Raw genomic sequence first — 17,576 nt, 5'->3', positions numbered from 1 at the left:
AATCCCTCAACACGTGTCCTTCAGTCTACCATAGCCAACTACACCTTGTGGCTACACCTTTTGAATGAAGCTTGATCGCTGTGATTTATCTACAATAGCGTCAAACTTGCTGTTACCAAGGAGTGAAAAGAAATGTCGCGCATCGAAGCCTTGCTTGCCGCCCGTCAATTTGTTGTGCCCCAACGCTCGGGCGACTATCTGTATTTTATTAGCGATTTGAATGGTCGCTTGAGTTTGTATCGCATGCTGCTTGCTGGCAGCGTGCCCGAGCCACTGTTGCCGCCAAATATTGCCTTGCAAACGCCGCATCACATGGATGGTAAATCGTTCGTGGTGCTGGCCGAATATAATCAAATTGTGGTTATGATTGATCAGGATGGTGACGAAAATTATCAGCCAATGCGTATTCCCCTAACTGGTGGCTTCCCTGAGTTGATTTTCGGCGATCAATTTGCTGGCATGCAAACCAACCTTGCCAAAATCGATCTCAAAACGGGGATTGGCTATTTGACGGCTAGCTCACGCACGCGGCCTGAATTTAGCGGCTATCAAATTAATGTACTTGAGAATAGCGCAACCTTACTCGCTACTGCCGCTGAAGGCCCGTTCTATGCCACTTCCTCACCCGATCAGCAAACAATTTTGACCGTCGATGCCTATGGCATTGGCGATACAGTGGTTTATCGCCAACAGCTGGGTAGCACCGATCGCAGCGTTATTTTTGGCACGCCTATGGAACAGCGCACAACCCCAATCGAGCCAAATGGCATGGGTTTTGCCGAATGGGTCAACGATGATTATGCCTTGTTTAGCACCAGTTTATTTGATGATTGCTACAGTTTGGCCTTGTTGCGGCTTGATGGCTCGCAAAGCTTAGATGCTGTGTCGATTGAGGGTTTGGTGCATACTGGCCAAGGTGAGTTTGATCGTTTGACCAAGCTTAGCGAGCAGCGCTATTTGATTGGTTACAACATCGATGGCTGTTCATGGTGCTACGAAGCTGAACTTGATCTCGAAAACAAGCGCATGCTGGTTAGCAAAGTATTGTGTGGTCAAGCGCCGCTCGACAATGGCGTTTTGGAATCAATTGCCTATGATTCAGACAGCGATAGCTTTGCGCTTTCGTTCTCGACCGCCATCGCCCCAACCCAACTTTTCACGATCAAGCCCAACCAAGAGTTGCAACAACATACCAACGAACGCGTTTTGGGCATTCCAGTCGAGCATTTATCAGCTGGCGAAGATGCCTCATTCAACTCGCACGATGGCTTGCGAATTTCAGCGCGACTATATCGCCCAGCTCCTGCCTTGGGCTACGAAGGCCCGCGCCCATTGGTCTATTACATTCATGGCGGCCCGCAAGGCCAAGAACGGCCTGATTTTGCTTGGTTCTCGATGCCGTTGATTCAATTTTTGGCCTTGAAAGGTTTCGCGGTATTTGTGCCTAATGTGCGCGGCAGCAGCGGCTATGGCTTTAATTATATGAATCAAGTTACCCACGATTGGGGTGGCCAAGATCGGCTTGATCATGTGCATGCCATGACCAACGTGCTGAGCAACGATCCCTTGATCGATACCAAACGCGCTGGGGTGATGGGCCGTTCGTATGGTGGCTTTATGACCTTAACCTTGGTTGGCCGACACCCTGAGCTTTGGAAAGCTGGCATCGATATGTTTGGGCCGTATGATTTGCACACCTTCTCGGCCCGCGTGCCCGAAACCTGGAAAGCCTATATGGCGACCCAAGTTGGCGACCCTGTGACCGAAGCGGATTTCTTGGTTGAGCGCTCGCCAAAAACCTACATTCACAATTTGGCCTGCCCCTTGTTGGTAACCCAAGGAGCCAACGATCCACGGGTGATCGAGCAAGAATCACGCGAGGTTGTGCACGAGTTGCAAGCCTTGGGCAAAAACGTCGATTATCTGTTGTTTAGCGATGAAGGCCACGATGTGCTGAAATATGCCAACAAAGTGACCTGCTACAACCGCATCACCGACTTCTTTAGCCAATATCTTTAGAAGTAGGGATCAGGATTCAGGATTGCAGTATGACCAATGACTAGCATGCCCTCACCCCAACCCCTCTCCCGTCCAACGGGCGAGGGGCTTTAACGCTGTGGTTCTTGCACAATTCCTTGGCGAAAAACGGTCGGCTCCCCCTCGCCCGCATCTAGTGGGAGAGGGGGTTGGGGGGTGAGGGCATGTTCAAACCCATGCCTCATATTGGTTAATGAGCAGAGACTGCTGCACCATTATTTGAAAAATATGGTACTATACACTCCGGTGAGAAGGGCCATTAGCTCAACGGTTAGAGCACGCGGCTCATACCCGCTTGGTTGGGGGTTCGAATCCCTCATGGCCCACCATCAACCCCTCGCTCACCAAACCCCCAAACCTACAATCCCACACGATAAAAATTATATTCCTAACAATAGAATACAGCTTTACTTGTAAAGACGTGAATTATTCGATCACTCCTTGCCAATCTTCCCCTGAACGCGGGCGAAAGGTATTTAGATTGTGAGTTTTGATGTTATATTTTCTATACATATTGACAAAGATAACTTACATGATGTATAGTATTTTTAACATAAACTAATTGAACTAGCTTGGAGGAGTGTTCGATGGCGTATCGTGAAAAAACTGCGTGGCTCTCGTTGATTGGGCTGGCTGTGGCGTTTGGCCCTTATTTTGCAATGACCTTGCTTTGGCCTCCCGATAATACATTGCCCAATTTGAGCCAACTCGGCTTGTTTGGTGTCGCCAGCGTGGTTCGCATGCTCATTCTTGGATGTGGCTATCTGTATTTGCGCTACAATTCGCCCAAGGCCGATCGTATGCCGCCTGATGAACGTGATCGGGCAATTTCTCAGCGTTCAATCACGGCTGCTTACTATGTGTTGATGGCGGGCATGCTGATCGTGGGTATGATTATGCCGTTCAATCAAAGCGGTTGGACCTTGGTCAATAGTGCTTTGTTGATGATCGTTCTTGCAGAGGTTGTGTGTGGCAGCATTGTTGTGCTGAGCTATCGCTGGCAGCGGGCATGAAAGCAACGCTTGTCAATCGCATTCGTGTATTGCGCTTTCAGCATGGCGAGATGTCGCAGGCCGAGCTTGGCCAGTATATCGGCGTAACTCGCCAAACAATTGCCGCCATTGAGGCTGGCAAATATTCACCATCGCTTGAGGCGGCTTTTCGCATTGCCTATGTGTTCAGAGTTCCCTTGGAAGAGGTTTTTCAGTGGGAAGTTGACGAACAGGCTGATTAATTGAAGCTGCAGCACCCTCAATTTTCGAGCAAGGGTGCTGCATTTTTTGTATTACTGTGGGGTTAAGAAAATTGGCGCGCCAGTAAGTTGAATATTATTGCCGCTAATTGTGCTGCTTGTGCCATTCCACGTTACTTTGCTGTAGCTTCCGCTTAGGTTTATGCTTGCGCTAGCGGTTTCGTTGCGATCAAGTGTTGTTTTGGCCCAAAGCACATAGCGCAGTTGGTTGTTTTTGCGAAAGGCAGTCCCATCGATGGTATTGGGCAAATTGAGCGCTGTAGTGGCTGCTGCATCGTAGCGCCAACCATATAATTGCTGATAGGTTGTGCGATTAGCAATGCCTTCACTTGTCATAATTTGATTATTTGGCGCATCACGTTTGAGATTTTCGTAAAAACCCATTAATTGATATTCATCTTGGGCGGTTGCATAATCCGCTCCCTCACCAGTTGCAAACCAATAGATTTGCAAAATACCAAGCTGCTGGCCTTTGACAATCGCCTTAATCAGATAATTGCGCTGAATTTCTTCGCCGCCAGCATAATTATTGAAGGCTTTGCGCGAAACATTCGTTTCGGTGATGATGCTTGGTTTGCGAGGAAAAGTTGTGCCATTATAGTTACGATTAACCAAGGTTTGGTTCATTCCATGATATTGATCTTGGAATACTTGGCTCATGCGGTCGCTATGTCGCACATAGACAAAGCCACCTGCATTATTATCCCAATATGAGCCACCATATTGCGGATAAATATGATAGCTCAGGGCATCAAAATAGGCTCCACCAGTTAATGGATATTGGCTGGTAACTTTGCCAGCATCAGGATTATCGCTATAACGCAGCAATGCATCCAAAAATGAGGCATAGCCGATGCCACCTGGAGCCACATAGCTATCAGGATCAGTTTTTTTGATCACGGTGTAGGCAATGCGCAATAAACGAATGTAATTATAAATTGGTGCGTTCAGGTTTGGTAATTCATTCGGCGTTGGTGCACTATCCCACCAACTGCCACCACTTGCCCCGGGGTTAGCATAGGCTCTGGCGCTACCAGTATAATCTGGCTCGTTGATAATTTCATAAAAGCGCATATATTTGCCGTAGGTGCTCGCAATTTGCCACACATAGACTGCAAATTTATTTGTATCGTTTACTGGTGTGCCATTCTCGCCATTATCCCAAATTGGCTCGTACATTCCTTGCCAAAGCTTGCTTTGCACTGGCGTGCCATTGGTGCTGAAATAGCTGGCGGTATCGCGCCAAGCAGCGCGTGGTTCGCCTAAAAAGACCGTGTTTTCGCGAAAATTGAGCGTTGTGGAAATATACTCGAAAACGGGAACCCGAATGGCCGCACCCCATTGACCAATAAAACTATCGGGCAGCGAAGCACGAGCACTGTGCGCGCCAGCATCAGCGCCAATGGCATAAATTTTCTGGTCGTCCCAGCCGTTGCCATAGTAGCCAGGGTTTAGCCCAAATTGAAAAAGTGCTGAATAACTTGGTACAAACGTGTTTGCCGTAAACTCGGAATTGCCCATCACAACTGGCAAATAGGTGCTGCTTGGCGGCAAATAATTGGCCCCAAGACTTGAAACCGATCCCAATAGCAAGCAAACGAGCGCGAATCGCCGCAAGGCATGCCTAGACATACAACCTCCTGACGTTGTTGGTTGTTAATTGTCGAAACGGTTGGTCGTAGTTGGTTTGAGGTTGAAGTGGACAGCGCCATTAATTGGCTCATTGGTGAGACGTGGAATAATGTGCATATGAACGTGCTGAATGACCAAGCCAGTAACCTCGCCGCAATTCCAGCCAATTGTATAGCCAAGTGGTTTATGGCTAATATTGATGAAAATTTTGACGAGGTTGAGCATGTCTTGCATCGCATCCCATTCATCGAGATTCATTTCGTGGCGGGTTTCGCAATGGCGTTTGGGAATAATCACGCCCGAACCAGCAAGGACTTTAGCGGGCTGTTGCAGAAAGCGGCAAAAGTGATTTTCGAGCATGGTTTCGATTTCGAGGGTAGCGGGATCGCAAAATGGGCAAGCATTCATGGCGTTTCCTCATCCGCTTCTTCTTCGTTTGATTTCAGCATATCGCCAAGCCGCATTAATGCTTCGATTAGGCTATGATCGTGAGGTTTTTCTGCTTCTTCCAAGGCGCGAACCATGCCCTCGCGTACCGACGTACCCCAGGTTGTTTCGACCCGTGGATCTTCGTGGAGCAACGCTTCTTGTAGATGGTTGATTGCATCGGGCACGTGAAGCGCGGCCAAGGCGACGGCAGCTTCGTAGCGCACATCGCTATCTGCGTGGCGCAAGGCCAGCACCAAGGCATGAAACGCCCGTGGATCGCCAATTTTACCCAGCGAGCGGGCGGCTCGGGCGGCAATTTCGGGGTCGAAATCCGTTAATGCAATCAATAAATGATTGAACACTCGGGCTTGGCCAATTACGCCTAAAATGCGAATGGCCTCGATGCGCAATTGGCGGTTTTTTTGCTCCATCAGATCGAGCAAGGCTGGCACGGCGGCAGCACCGATTACGCCCAGCGTCCATGCGGCGCGCATGCGAATTTCGCGCTGTGGCGAGCGCAACAGTGGAATCAAAAAGGGCACGGCTGGTTCGCCAAATAAACCAAGGGTAAAGGCCGCCTGCGAACGCACAAACTCATCGGTGTGTTGCAAATCGGCGACTAATTGAACGATCGATTCAGGTGTGCGCTCCATGCGTCACCTCCTTGTGACATCATCAATGCTTCGAAGAATAGTGCTAAGTTGCGATTGAGTTGCGCGATTATCGACGACAACCCGCGATGGGCGACGTAAACCACTGGCAGTTGTGGTGCCAGCGGGCAAACCTGTGGAATCAATGCCATTCCACGCGAGCAAGGCTTGGCCAAGCTCAAATCGACTGAGAATTTGTGGGCCTACAAGGTGAAATATACCATAAAGCCTTGGTTTTTGCGCAAGTTCAAGCAAGGCTTGGGCCACATCTTCAACAAAGACTGGGCAACGCATTTCGTCGGTAAATAATACGCCATCACGCTCGCCGCGCAACATCGCCAAGGCCATGCTGGTATTGGGGTCAAGCGGGTTTTGGCCATACAACAGCGAGGTGCGGGCAATCGCAGCCGCAGGGTTTAATGCTGCTACCAGCGCCTCGCCTGCCGCCTTCGATGCGCCATACGGATGAATGGGAGCCGGCACATCGCTTTCAGTATAGGCCGCATCGCGCCCACCCCAAACTGCATCCGATGAAACATGCACCAAGCGCGCCTGATGCTGAGCCGCCCAAGCTGCCAGCGTGGCGGTGGCTTGTACATTAACTGCCCACAAGGCCTCGTTGGTCATGGCTAGGCCCATGGCTGGCGTAACCGCCGCTGTATGAATAATTGCAGTTGGCTGAATACGTTCAAGCAGCGTTTGAAGCTGCGCTTGATAAGCCAAATCGCAGGCCACATGCTCGCCTGCTAGCGCTGGGTTGCGCCAACTTTGGCTATAGATGTTATTCCAGATTGTTGTCTGCTGAGCAAAATAAGCAACACGCTGGCCGAGATAGCCCGATGCTCCGGTAATTAACAAGCGACTCATTGCCCTACCATTGCTAAAATAACAATCCTATTGTAGCCGAGCTTGCAAGTATTCCCATTGGTTGGTTTAAGCGTTTGATTCTGCTGGTGCAAAAACCGTGAGTGTTGCCTGTTGCTGATAGCCCAATTTTTGGTAGAGTGGCAGCCCAGCCTCGGAGGCTATGAGCACGCTCCAGCGTTCGCCATGAGCTGCTGCTTGCTGCAAGCTGGCGATCATTAGCGACTGAGCAATGCCGCGCCGCCGATAGTCGGGGGCGGTGTATAAATTTGTCACATAGCTATGCGCTGAATCAACCTGACAAACCCGTACTCGCGCCACCACCTGCTGATCGAGCCGAATAAAACTATGCCGTAGCCGTGGCTCATGCAGGCGGGTCGCAGTGATCCAAGCTCGCTTGGCAGGATCGTGGCTGTTGAGCCATTCCATATCGGCGCTGGTTGTAGCTTGGGCCACAGCATAGCGGAGATCAGTCGCTGGCACATCGTTGAGCGAGCGTATAAGCAGAACTTCAGTTGCGCTATGGCGATAGCCTGCGGCGTGGTAGGCAGCATGCTCGCTTGCTGGCCGATCAATCAGGGTAATCCGATGATCGGCGCTTGGCTGGTAGGCTGCAAGCGTTGCCAATACCTCAGCAGGCGCATGGGTTTGCACCAGAAGTTCATCAGCAATTTGGCGCTGCTGATTCCAAACATCATCACTATGTAGCATCGTTAGACCATTCAATTGCTGGCGTCTTGAGCGATTTTCAGCACTGGGAATGCCAATTTCGCCCTGCGTGAAAATCTCCAAGGCTTGATTAAGCTGCATGTTCTGCTCCACAATAATTGCGCGAACGCTTGAAATAGCCTATTCCACAGGCCCAAATTGCATCTTATACTAGGCGCATTGGCTATTGATCGGCCTAACGAGGGAATCTATGACTGAACTCTTTGATCAGGGTGTGGTTGCAACCTTGCGGGCTGCGCGTTCGCTGACGATTTTAACTGGCGCAGGGATGTCTGCTGAGAGCGGCATCCCAACCTTTCGTGATAGTTTGACTGGGCTTTGGAACACATTTGATCTTGAACAAGTGGCAAGTTTGGCGGGCTATTTGCAGCAACCGCAGGCAGTCTGGGAGTGGTATCACACCCATCGTCAACAGATTTTGGCGGTTCAACCCAATGCAGGCCATCGGGCTTTAGCTCAACTTGAGCAGCATATTCCCAAGGTCACGCTGATTACCCAAAATATTGATGCCCTGCATCAACGAGCTGGCTCAACTACCGTGCTTGAGCTGCATGGCACGATTGATACGGTGCGCTGTAGTGCTGGCGATCATGGCATTTCCGCCTGGCCGGCTAGCCCAAGCTTACCGCTTTGCTTGGTTTGTGGTGCGCCATTGCGCCCTGATGTGGTTTGGTTTGGCGAACGTTTGGATTTGGCTAAACTTCAGGCGGCAGAATTCGCCAGCCAAGAATGTGACGTATTTTTGGCAATTGGCACATCGGGCTTGGTTGCGCCAGCAGCAAACTTTCCCATGACCGCCCGCGCGCATCGTGCCGCTTGATCGATCTCAATCTTGAGGATACGCCATCGTTTACGTGGCCCAGCAGCGCAACTACTGCCAGCGTTGGTTGCTGCAACCTGGAATGATTAATAAGTCAAGCTTGAAGGCTTGTTTATAAGCTAGTATACTGTTGCTGCCTAACAATCCTTGAAATTGAATTGTGAGCTTGACAGATGGATCAATCAGCTGCTGTTTGTTCAAACTGCCAAACTGAATTAATCGCTGGCCAGCATTTTTGCCCGCAATGTGGCACAAAAATTGATGGTTTAACCTTCGAATTTAATCCAAGCCCTCCAAGTCCGCATACTGCAACCTTTCAGATGGGCGTAAGCGGCCCGAATCCGGTTTCGTCAAGCCAACCTCGTTCGACGAGCACATGGGAAACTGGCGATCTGATTGGGCAGAATCTGCGCTATCAGATTACCAAATTTCTGGGCAAAGGTGGGTTTGGTGAGACGTTTTTGGCCAAAGATACCCAGCTAAAACGTGATTGTGTGATCAAACGGATGCGTTCAGAGCCGCATTGGAGTACATTTGAACGAGGCCGAGCTGAGCAAAACTTTATTCGCGAAGCCGAATTGCTGGCTGCCCTGACTACTCCAGGCCATTCCAATATTCCTGAAATTTACGAATATATCGCAACTGAACCATGTTTGATTATGAAATATATTAAAGGCAATTCGTTACAGCATTTAATTGGCTCATTATCAATCGAACAAGCACTCAATTATGTGGCCGATATTGCCAGCGCGTTGATTTATATGCATGGCCAAAATGTGTTTCATCGAGATATTAAGCCCGAAAATATTTTGCTTGGCGATGATAATCGGGTTTGGCTGATTGATTTTGGTTTATCCAAAGCCGACCCACAATTGCAACAAGTTGTTAGTGATAATGCGCAACATTCGATGATTGCAGGAACAATGGGTTTTGCGCCGCCAGAACAGCTTATGGGTAAAGCAACCCTGAAATCGGATATTTATGCACTTGGCGCAACCTTGCATGTGTTATTGACTGGGTATCATTCGCCTTTAACGCCCCATGATATAGAAGGGATTCGGGATGGCACAAAAGGCCAGTTTCCGTTGGTATCAATGCTTAATCCTGCGGTCGACCCACGAATTGAGCGGTTAATTCAACAAGCAATGGCCTACGAACCGGAGCAGCGTCCCTCGGCAGAGGTTTTTCGCCAAACAATTTTGCAGGTTTTGCAGCCTGATGAGCGGTTTGTTAGCATTACAACCCCTAATGGCTCAATTGTTCAAAATCCAGTTGAGTTGGGCCGTTGGTGTCATGATCATTGGAAGATTGCTAGCGATTGGCTCAAAGGTAATTTACCAGAGGTGATCGAAACAGGTTTGTTGAATGCCCAATTGGCCAATCAAGTTCGCGAGTTACGCAAAAGTTATCAAACGGATATAGACATGGCGCTGGATTTGATGATTGAGCGTTTGACTGAAGGGAAACTCTATCACGCCGATGTGCTGATTACCCCGAATCCAATTGATTTTGGCAGTGTAAGCATAACTCACGAATTGATTCCTAAACAAATTACGATTACTAATAGCGGTGAACGCTACATCTATCTGCGTTTGGAACCAACAACATGGATCTGGCTTGATCGGACTGATAAACATCGAAAAGCGGTGCTATTGCCACTGCATCCGCGCGAGAAAAAGCAGTTAACTTTATATGCAAATATTAGCGGACAAACCGTTGGTGGTCATTTACGGGCCTTATTGAAAGCTTCAAGCTCGAATGGCTTGGCCAAAGAGTTTGTTGTAACAATTCAGATGCCCTATTGGCGATTAACCCTAAAACACATTAAAGACTTTGTTAAAGCCTTAAATAATACCTTTTCTGACTATTGGTTAGTTATCCTATTGGTGTTGCCAATTGTAATTATTTTGGGGTCCTGTATTTTGGGAAGCTTTTTACAACACTTTTTTTAGCGCATTCTTGTGCAATCTGCTCGAATAGGATTTGGATAGTTTGCCTAGGCTTGGCGATTTTCTGCTCGGCTATACTGGCGTAATGATGTCGAATGCTGCTTTAGCCCAACTCAAATTATTGCAACTTGCAGACAGTGCCTTGCCGATTGGCACAACCGCCCATTCGTATGGGGTTGAGTCGTTGGTGGCCGAGGGCCAACTTGGCGTGGCTGGGCTGGGCCAGTTTCTGCGCGCCTTTGTGCACGAAAGCGGCCAACTCGAAGCGTATTTGGCCTATCAGGCTTGGCAATTGGGCGCTGCTGAATTTAGCCAAGCCTGGCTGGATTTGAATGCTCAGGCCGCTGCCTTCAAGCCAGCCCGCGAGAGCCGCCACGCCAGTGCTGTGCTTGGTCGACGCTTGTTAAGTTTGGCCTTGCAACTAGAGCCATTGCCACGTTGGCAGCAAGCTATCACTTTGGCCCAAACCCAGCAGATTGAAACCCATCATAGTTGTGTGTTTGGTTTGGTTGCTGCTGGTTTGGCAATTGAGGCCGAGGCCATGCTTGCGGCGCTTTTGCAACAAATGACATTAAGTTTAATTTTGGCCTGCCAAAAAATTTTGCCGCTTGGCCAAGTGCAAGCCCAGCAATTACTGTGGCAGTTGCATCCAAGCATTCAAGCGGTGGTTGCTCAAACCCCAAGCACATCGTTTGCCGACCTCGCGTCATGCAGCATTGGCTTAGATGGTGCGAGTATGCGTCACCCCTTGTTGGGGACACGCCTGTTTATTAGCTGATGCAATCACCGTCGCGCCTTGAGCGCATGCATGGCCATTTGGCGCTTGATTTTACGCTCAAGCAGCAACGCACGCGTTTGATGGTGCGCGAACATCGACCACCGTTGCAGGTTGTGCGCGATTTTGGGCTGGCTGATGGCACCAGTTTTGTGCATTTGCATAATGTTGCTGGCGGCGTGTTGGCAGGCGATCAGCTGACTACTACAATCAATTTAGCCGCAGCGACCAAAGTCCAACTGACAACCACCAGCTCGACGCGAATCTATCGCAGCGATGGCGAGCAAGTGGCGTATCAAGCGGTGCAGGCCAATTTGGCCGAACATAGCTTGTTGGAATATTGGCCAGATACGACGATTCCATTTGCTGAGAGTTTGTATCAGCAACAGACCCGCATCGATTTGGCGGATGATGCTGGGTTATGTTGGTGGGAATTTCTTGCGCCTGGCCGCGAAGCGTATGGCGAGCGCTTTGCTTATCGCCGGCTGCGTTTGGATTGCGATATTTATGCCTTGGGTCGGCCATTATTGCTTGATCGCATGCGTTTGCAACCAAGCCTGCAACAACTCAATAATCCATTGTATTTTGGCAACTACAGCTATTTGGCCACTGGCTACATTTGTCGGGTTGGGCTGGATGCCGCCCAGTGGAAAGCCCTCGAAGCAACATTAATGGCCTTTGCTGCAAGTCAAACCAAGCTTGGGCGCTGCTTGTGGGGCGTGAGTTGTTTGGCTGCTCATGGCTTGATGATTCGCGGTCTCAGCACCAATAGCCGCGATTTGCTGGCGACGGCGTTTGAGTATTGGCGCATTGCCAAACAAGCCTTGTATGGCACAAGCCCAAATCTGCCGCGCAAAATTTATTAGGAATGAGGCTTAACCAATGCATTTAACTCCGCGTGAACAGGAAAAATTGCTGATTGTGGTGGCCGCCGATTTGGCGCGTCGTCGTCAGGCGCGTGGCCTCAAACTAAATTACCCCGAAGCGGTGGCGATTATCACCGCCGAATTGTTGGAAGCCGCCCGCGATGGCAAAAGCGTGGCCGAAATTATGAGCTATGGCACGACGATTTTGAGCGTTGATGATGTGATGGATGGCGTTGCCACGATGATTCACGAGGTGCAAGTGGAGGCAACCTTTCCCGATGGCACCAAACTTGTGACCGTGCACGACCCAATTCGTTAAACAGGAGCCGCAAATGCAGCCAGGCGAATATTTAATCGATCAACCAAGCGAGGCAATTGCCGCTAATCTTGGCCGTTCAACTTGCGAAATTATCGTTGCCCACACTGGCGATCGGCCAATTCAGGTTGGCAGCCACTATCACTTTTTCGAAGTCAATCGGGCTTTAGTGTTTGATCGCAGCCTTGCGTATGGTATGCATCTCAATATTCCGGCAGGCACGGCGGTGCGCTTCGAGCCAGGCGATAGCAAAATCGTTAATCTGGTGGCGTTTGCTGGCTCACGCCATGTCTATGGCCACAATGGCTTGGTCAATGGGGCGTTAGATGCAGCTGATCAATTGCAAACGAGCCTACGCACTGCCCAGCAGCAGCAGTTTGGCCATCGTCCTCAAGGAGATTTGGAATGAGCCTCTGGATTCCGCGCCAAACCTATGCCGATTTATATGGGCCGACCAAAGGCGACCGCCTGCGTTTGGCCGATACAGAATTAATTATCGAGATTGAGCACGATTTTGCCCACTATGGTGATGAAATTACCTTTGGCGGCGGCAAAGTGATTCGCGATGGCATGGGCCAAAGCAGTAGCGCCCACGCTGTGCTTGATCTGGTCATTACCAACGCGATCATTATTGATCATTGGGGCATTGTCAAAGGCGATATTGGCATCAAACAAGGCCGAATTGTCAAAGTTGGCAAGGCTGGCAATCCCGATACCATGGCCGGCGTTGACCCAGAATTGGTGGTTGGAGCCAACACCGAGGTTATTGCTGGCGAGCACATGATCGTCACTGCTGGCGGAATCGATAGCCACATTCACTTTATTGCGCCAGGCCAAATTTCCGAAGCGCTTTCGAATGGTGTGACGACCATGCTTGGTGGTGGCACTGGCCCTGCCACAGGCACAAAGGCGACGACCTGCACGCCAGGTGTTTGGAATATGGCGCGCATGCTGCAAGCCGCCGATGCTTGGCCGGTCAATATTGGCTTTTTGGGCAAAGGCAACGCTGCCCAGCCAGAATCGTTGATTCAGCAAATTCAGGCTGGCGCGTGTGGCTTGAAATTGCACGAAGATTGGGGTACAACGCCTGCCGCAATCGATATGTGCCTGAGCGTAGCCGACCAATACGATGTGCAAGTGGCAATTCACACCGACACGATCAACGAAGCTGGCTTTTTAGAAGATACGCTGCGGGCGATTGCTGGCCGCACCATCCACACCTATCATACTGAGGGCGCGGGCGGTGGCCATGCCCCAGATATTATCAAAATTGCTGGCGAAAGCTATGTGCTGCCCTCGTCAACCAATCCTACCCGCCCGTATACCGTCAACACGATTGCCGAACACCTTGATATGTTGATGGTTTGCCATCACCTCAACCCCCAAGTGCCCGAAGATGTGGCCTTTGCTGAAAGCCGCATTCGGCCAGAAACGATCGCCGCCGAAGATATTTTGCACGATCTCGGCGTAATTAGCATGATTTCGAGCGATTCGCAGGCGATGGGGCGGGTTGGCGAAGTTGTGACCCGCACTTGGCAAACTGCTCACAAAATGAAAGTTCAACGCGGCGCGTTGCTTGGTGATTCTGCACGCAACGATAATCAGCGGGTCAAGCGCTACATTGCCAAATACACCATCAATCCGGCCTTGGCCCATGGCATTGCTCACGAGGTTGGCTCGATTGAGCCGGGCAAATTGGCTGATTTGGTGTTGTGGCAGCCAGCCTTTTTTGGCGTAAAACCAGAGCTAATTGTCAAAGGTGGCATGATTGCTTGGAATGCCATGGGCGATGCCAATGCCTCGATTCCCACGCCGCAACCAGTGCTCTATCGCCCGATGTTTGGAGCGTTTGGCGGGGCGATTGGCGCAACAAGCCTTACCTTTGTTTCGGCTGCTGCTCAGCAAGCAGGCCTTGGCCAACAATTGGGCTTGCAAAAAACAACTGCCGCTGTGCGTGGTTGCCGTAGTGTCCAAAAAGCCGATCTCATTCACAACAATGCCACGCCGCTGATTGAAGTTGACCCTGAAACCTATGCTGTACGCGCTGATGGCGAATTGTTGACCTGCGAGCCAGCCAGCAGTTTGCCCTTGGCTCAGCGCTATTTTTTATTCTAACTGCGAGGAATCTATGCAGGAACACCTGTTGCGAGTTGGGATTGCCGGCCCAGTGGGCAGTGGCAAAACAGCTTTAGCCCATTGTTTGAGCGTGCATCTGACCAAGCGCTACTCGGTAGCAGTGGTTACCAACGATATTTACACCAAAGAAGATGCAGAATTTTTGCTGCGCCAAGGTGTATTGCCTGCCGAGCGGGTGCGTGGCGTGGAAACTGGCGGCTGCCCACACTCGGCGATTCGCGACGATGCCTCGATGAACCTCGAAGCGATTGCCGATTTGTGTGCAACCCTGCCCGACTTGCAAATTGTGTTTGTTGAGAGCGGCGGCGATAATCTGGCGGCCTCGTTTAGCCCAGAGTTGGTCGATTATTGGATTTATGTCATCGATGTGGCTGGCGGCGATAAAGTGCCGCGCAAAGGTGGCCCAGGCGTGACGCGCTCCGATTTATTGGTGATCAACAAAATTGATCTGGCTGAGTTGGTTGGCGCATCGTTAGAGGTGATGGATCACGATGCCAAGCAGATGCGTGGCGAATTACCGCTCGTTTTTACCAACCTCAAAGCTGAAACTGGCTTAGATCAGGTAATTGCGTGGATTGATCAGGTGTATGCAGCGCCACGGCCTGAGCCAATTCACATTCACGATCATCATCACCATCACTAGGCTTTACAGGCAGCACCAGTCCAATGGAGCCTAGTGCTGCCTCAATCCTCATCCTCTGCCGACCATTCAGGCTGGCAATGCTTGATCCTGCGCTGGGGTATGCATGCAACCAGCTTGAGCGATTCAATCAGGGCTGATCAATTAACTGCTGCTTGAAGCCGAATGTTGATTGTAAGCTGCTACCGTTTGTGGTGATATGTTAACATAATCCTGATTGTAATTAAGCTCAATTTCTGAACAAAAACTTCCTCTTTAATCTGCTGCCTGACTATACCATGCAGGCATAAAAAAGCATCTTGCAGAAAAAGTTAAAAATTGGTATAATTTGCCTCGCGATCATAGCCTACATTCCAACTGCTGATTTACAGTCTAGCAGGCCAGAGAGAACAGCCATCCACGCCGATAACTGCTTTCAGCGCCAATGCTTGCAACGAATGCCCGCGAATGCTTACAAATGCTCAGCATCCGCGCAGCGTACTCATAACTTCAAGATTGTTGGGCTAAGGGTTCCACGCTGAAACTCCCATGCACACGATTGCACACGATTTAAGCTGAGCAAGCCAAATGTGGGGAGGTTGCTCAGCCTTGCGCGAAATTGTAGGAGGAAGCATGACCTCAAGTACCTCGGAGAACGGTTTATTTCGGCCCTTACAACAACGCTTGTTTGCAATGCTTTGGACGGGGCAAACGATTTCGCGTTTGGGCGATACCATGTATCAGGTTGCGCTCTCGCTGTGGGTTTTGGAGCACACTGGTTCTGCTACCAAAATGGGGATTGTGTTAATCTGTTCATTTGCGCCGATGATCATCTTCTCGCTGCTTGGCGGGGCGGCGGTTGATCGCTTTTCGCGTGGTTGGCTGATGTTTAGCTCCGATATGTTGCGTGCCTTGATTGTTGGTGGCGTTGGGATTCTGGCCCTAACGAATACCTTACAACTTTGGCATATTTATGCGGCGAGTATCTCGTTTGGCTTCTTTGATTCGTTTTTTCAGCCAGCCTATAGTGCCTTAGTGCCCGATGTAGTGCCTGCTGAATCGCTGCCGGGAGCCAACTCGCTAACGGCTTTGAGTGCCCAAATGACCTTGATTTTAGGGCCATTGATTGCCTCCTTGATTGTGGGCATTGGCGGCGCACCAACCGCATTTTTATTCAACAGTTTCTCGTTTTTGGTTTCGGGCTTGTGCTTAATTCCGCTGCTCTCAACTGATGCGAGCCGCGCGAAAGCCAAACGCTCAAGCGGTATCTTGAAAGATGTTGGTGCGGGCCTGAGAACGGTCAGCATGAATCCTTGGTTGTGGATGACGATTATTCTTTCGTCGTTGGCCAACATGACCTTGGCTGCCCCAGCCCAAACCGCCTTACCTATCTTGATCAATAAGTTTTTGCTGTTGCCGAGTGAACGGCTTGGCTGGGCGCATGCCAGCATTGCCTTGGGTGCGGTTTCGGCCTCAATTTGGCTGAGCAAAGGCAATCGTTTACGCCGCCGTGGGCTGATGGGCTATGGGGCCTTATTATTGGCTGGCTTAGCAACCTTGCTCGTTGGCATAATTGGCTTTAATGTTGGTATCCTTGGCAGCACTATCGCTTTGGCTGCCTTGCTGGGCGTGTTGGTATTCCGCGGGATTGGGATTGCAACCTTTGGTTTGATTTGGACGCATACCATGCAAGAAATGGTTGAGCGCGAACAACTTGGACGGGTTGCCAGCATCGACTTGCTTGGTTCAGTTTCGTTGTTGCCAATTGGCTATGGCTTGGCGGGGATCATTGCTGACCAATTTGGTGCACCAGCCTTGTTTGTTGCCTGTGGCACAATTATGCTGGTTATGACGACCTTATTTAGCTTCCATCCTGCTGTCCGCCAATTAAATTAATTGCCCACTAACAGATAAACACCAACCACGGCTCACGGCGAGTCGTGGTTTTTTTGCGCTATAATCGGCTATATTTGCAAAAGGAGCATCCATGAATCGCCAATTAGATTCGCAGGCATGTTTTGTCTGTGGTAAAAATAACCCTAGCGGCTTGCAATTAGATTTCTTCGAGGAAGAAAATCGGGTTGTGACGCGTTTTACTTCCACCTCGCTCCATCAAGGCTGGCCGGGCTTTGTCCATGGCGGAATCATTGCGACGATTCTTGATGAAACCTTAGGCCGGGTTGGCTTTTTGATCGATGCCTGGACGATGACTGGCCGTTTTGAAGTGCGCTATCGGCAGCCAGCCCCAATTGACCAAGAAATTACCTTTACTGGCAGCATCGTGCGCGATCGTGGACGGGCGCTCGAAGTCGAGGGCTTTGCTCAATTGCCCGATGGCACGATTGTGGCCGAAGCAACCGGCTTGTATATGCGGGTTTCGCCAGAATTGCGCGCCACGCTCTCCGAGCAAATTGCCGAAGGCTATTAATCAATTGACCAATCAAAGGTATTAACTTACTTGCGATCAGGATTAATTTAGCACCAGAATCATGTTGGAGGATC

Annotated in this window: 18 protein-coding genes and 1 tRNA gene; 14 read left to right on the top strand and 5 right to left on the bottom strand. The window is 50.2% G+C overall.

Annotated features, from left to right (window positions below; genetic code table 11):
- Positions 1 to 132 precede the first annotated feature (132 nt).
- The 4 genes from C5S61_RS02785 (at position 133) to C5S61_RS02770 (ending at position 3,271) form a co-directional block, all read left to right on the top strand.
- Positions 133 to 2,019, top strand: a complete 1,887-nt coding sequence (locus tag C5S61_RS02785; protein ID WP_110513595.1) for a S9 family peptidase — start codon at positions 133 to 135, stop codon at positions 2,017 to 2,019.
- 271 nt (positions 2,020 to 2,290) lie between these two features.
- A tRNA-Ile gene (locus C5S61_RS02780) sits at positions 2,291 to 2,366 on the top strand.
- 258 nt (positions 2,367 to 2,624) lie between these two features.
- The gene (locus tag C5S61_RS02775; RefSeq protein WP_110513594.1) at positions 2,625 to 3,050 is read left to right on the top strand and encodes a hypothetical protein; all 426 of its coding nucleotides are present in this window, start codon (positions 2,625 to 2,627) and stop codon (positions 3,048 to 3,050) included.
- Positions 3,047 to 3,271, top strand: a complete 225-nt coding sequence (locus C5S61_RS02770) for a helix-turn-helix transcriptional regulator (protein ID WP_110513593.1) — start codon at positions 3,047 to 3,049, stop codon at positions 3,269 to 3,271. Before C5S61_RS02775 ends, C5S61_RS02770 begins: the two co-directional genes overlap by 4 nt.
- 51 nt (positions 3,272 to 3,322) lie before the next feature.
- Here C5S61_RS02770 and C5S61_RS02765 read toward each other — a convergent pair whose 3' ends face one another.
- The 5 genes from C5S61_RS02765 to C5S61_RS02745 all read right to left on the bottom strand — a co-directional run bounded on the left by C5S61_RS02765 (position 3,323) and on the right by C5S61_RS02745 (position 7,674).
- Positions 3,323 to 4,921, bottom strand: coding sequence for a hypothetical protein (locus tag C5S61_RS02765; RefSeq protein ID WP_110513592.1), 1,599 nt, complete (start codon positions 4,919 to 4,921; stop codon positions 3,323 to 3,325).
- A gap of 24 nt (positions 4,922 to 4,945) precedes the next feature.
- Positions 4,946 to 5,329: an HIT family protein gene (locus C5S61_RS02760; protein ID WP_110513591.1), complete on the bottom strand. Its 384-nt coding sequence runs from the start codon at positions 5,327 to 5,329 to the stop codon at positions 4,946 to 4,948.
- Positions 5,326 to 6,003, bottom strand: a complete 678-nt coding sequence (locus C5S61_RS02755; protein WP_110513590.1) for a HEAT repeat domain-containing protein — start codon at positions 6,001 to 6,003, stop codon at positions 5,326 to 5,328. The genes C5S61_RS02760 and C5S61_RS02755 overlap by 4 nt, the downstream gene beginning before the upstream one ends.
- Positions 6,004 to 6,006: 3 nt before the next feature.
- Positions 6,007 to 6,867 (bottom strand): SDR family oxidoreductase, encoded by an 861-nt coding sequence (locus C5S61_RS02750; RefSeq protein ID WP_110513589.1) that lies wholly within the window; start codon positions 6,865 to 6,867, stop codon positions 6,007 to 6,009.
- 66 nt (positions 6,868 to 6,933) lie between these two features.
- Positions 6,934 to 7,674 (bottom strand): GNAT family N-acetyltransferase, encoded by a 741-nt coding sequence (locus tag C5S61_RS02745; RefSeq protein WP_110513588.1) that lies wholly within the window; start codon positions 7,672 to 7,674, stop codon positions 6,934 to 6,936.
- Positions 7,675 to 7,783: 109 nt separating this feature from the next.
- On the opposite strand from C5S61_RS02745, the gene C5S61_RS02740 reads away from it, so the two are divergent.
- From C5S61_RS02740 to C5S61_RS02695, 10 genes are all read left to right on the top strand, one after another.
- On the top strand, positions 7,784 to 8,413 hold the full coding sequence (locus C5S61_RS02740) for an SIR2 family NAD-dependent protein deacylase (RefSeq protein ID WP_205701349.1): 630 nt from the start codon (positions 7,784 to 7,786) through the stop codon (positions 8,411 to 8,413).
- 173 nt (positions 8,414 to 8,586) lie between these two features.
- Positions 8,587 to 10,365 carry a serine/threonine protein kinase gene (locus C5S61_RS02735; protein WP_110513587.1) on the top strand — a complete coding sequence of 593 codons (1,779 nt, stop codon included), beginning with the start codon at positions 8,587 to 8,589 and terminating at the stop codon, positions 10,363 to 10,365.
- Positions 10,366 to 10,405: 40 nt separating this feature from the next.
- Positions 10,406 to 11,140 carry an urease accessory protein UreF gene (locus tag C5S61_RS02730; protein ID WP_110513586.1) on the top strand — a complete coding sequence of 245 codons (735 nt, stop codon included), beginning with the start codon at positions 10,406 to 10,408 and terminating at the stop codon, positions 11,138 to 11,140.
- A complete protein-coding gene (locus C5S61_RS02725; protein WP_110513585.1) occupies positions 11,140 to 12,003 on the top strand; it encodes an urease accessory protein UreD in 864 nt (287 codons plus the stop codon). Before C5S61_RS02730 ends, C5S61_RS02725 begins: the two co-directional genes overlap by 1 nt.
- A gap of 16 nt (positions 12,004 to 12,019) precedes the next feature.
- Positions 12,020 to 12,322: an urease subunit gamma gene (locus C5S61_RS02720; RefSeq protein ID WP_110513584.1), complete on the top strand. Its 303-nt coding sequence runs from the start codon at positions 12,020 to 12,022 to the stop codon at positions 12,320 to 12,322.
- Positions 12,323 to 12,335: 13 nt separating this feature from the next.
- Positions 12,336 to 12,728 (top strand): urease subunit beta, encoded by a 393-nt coding sequence (gene ureB, locus C5S61_RS02715; RefSeq protein WP_110513583.1) that lies wholly within the window; start codon positions 12,336 to 12,338, stop codon positions 12,726 to 12,728.
- Positions 12,725 to 14,434, top strand: coding sequence for an urease subunit alpha (gene ureC, locus C5S61_RS02710; RefSeq protein WP_110513582.1), 1,710 nt, complete (start codon positions 12,725 to 12,727; stop codon positions 14,432 to 14,434). Before ureB ends, ureC begins: the two co-directional genes overlap by 4 nt.
- A 13-nt stretch (positions 14,435 to 14,447) precedes the next feature.
- On the top strand, positions 14,448 to 15,098 hold the full coding sequence (ureG, locus tag C5S61_RS02705) for an urease accessory protein UreG (protein WP_110513581.1): 651 nt from the start codon (positions 14,448 to 14,450) through the stop codon (positions 15,096 to 15,098).
- A 609-nt stretch (positions 15,099 to 15,707) separates the two neighbouring features.
- A complete protein-coding gene (locus tag C5S61_RS02700; RefSeq protein WP_164689190.1) occupies positions 15,708 to 16,970 on the top strand; it encodes an MFS transporter in 1,263 nt (420 codons plus the stop codon).
- Positions 16,971 to 17,061: 91 nt separating this feature from the next.
- Positions 17,062 to 17,502 carry a PaaI family thioesterase gene (locus tag C5S61_RS02695; RefSeq protein WP_110513579.1) on the top strand — a complete coding sequence of 147 codons (441 nt, stop codon included), beginning with the start codon at positions 17,062 to 17,064 and terminating at the stop codon, positions 17,500 to 17,502.
- The last annotated feature ends 74 nt before the right edge of the window (positions 17,503 to 17,576 follow it).

The sequence above is a fragment of the Herpetosiphon llansteffanensis genome (assembly GCF_003205875.1).
Taxonomy (GTDB): Bacteria; Chloroflexota; Chloroflexia; order Chloroflexales; family Herpetosiphonaceae; genus Herpetosiphon; species Herpetosiphon llansteffanensis.
Note: the sequence above shows the minus strand (reverse complement) of the source record. Positions and strands in the feature narration are given on the sequence as shown.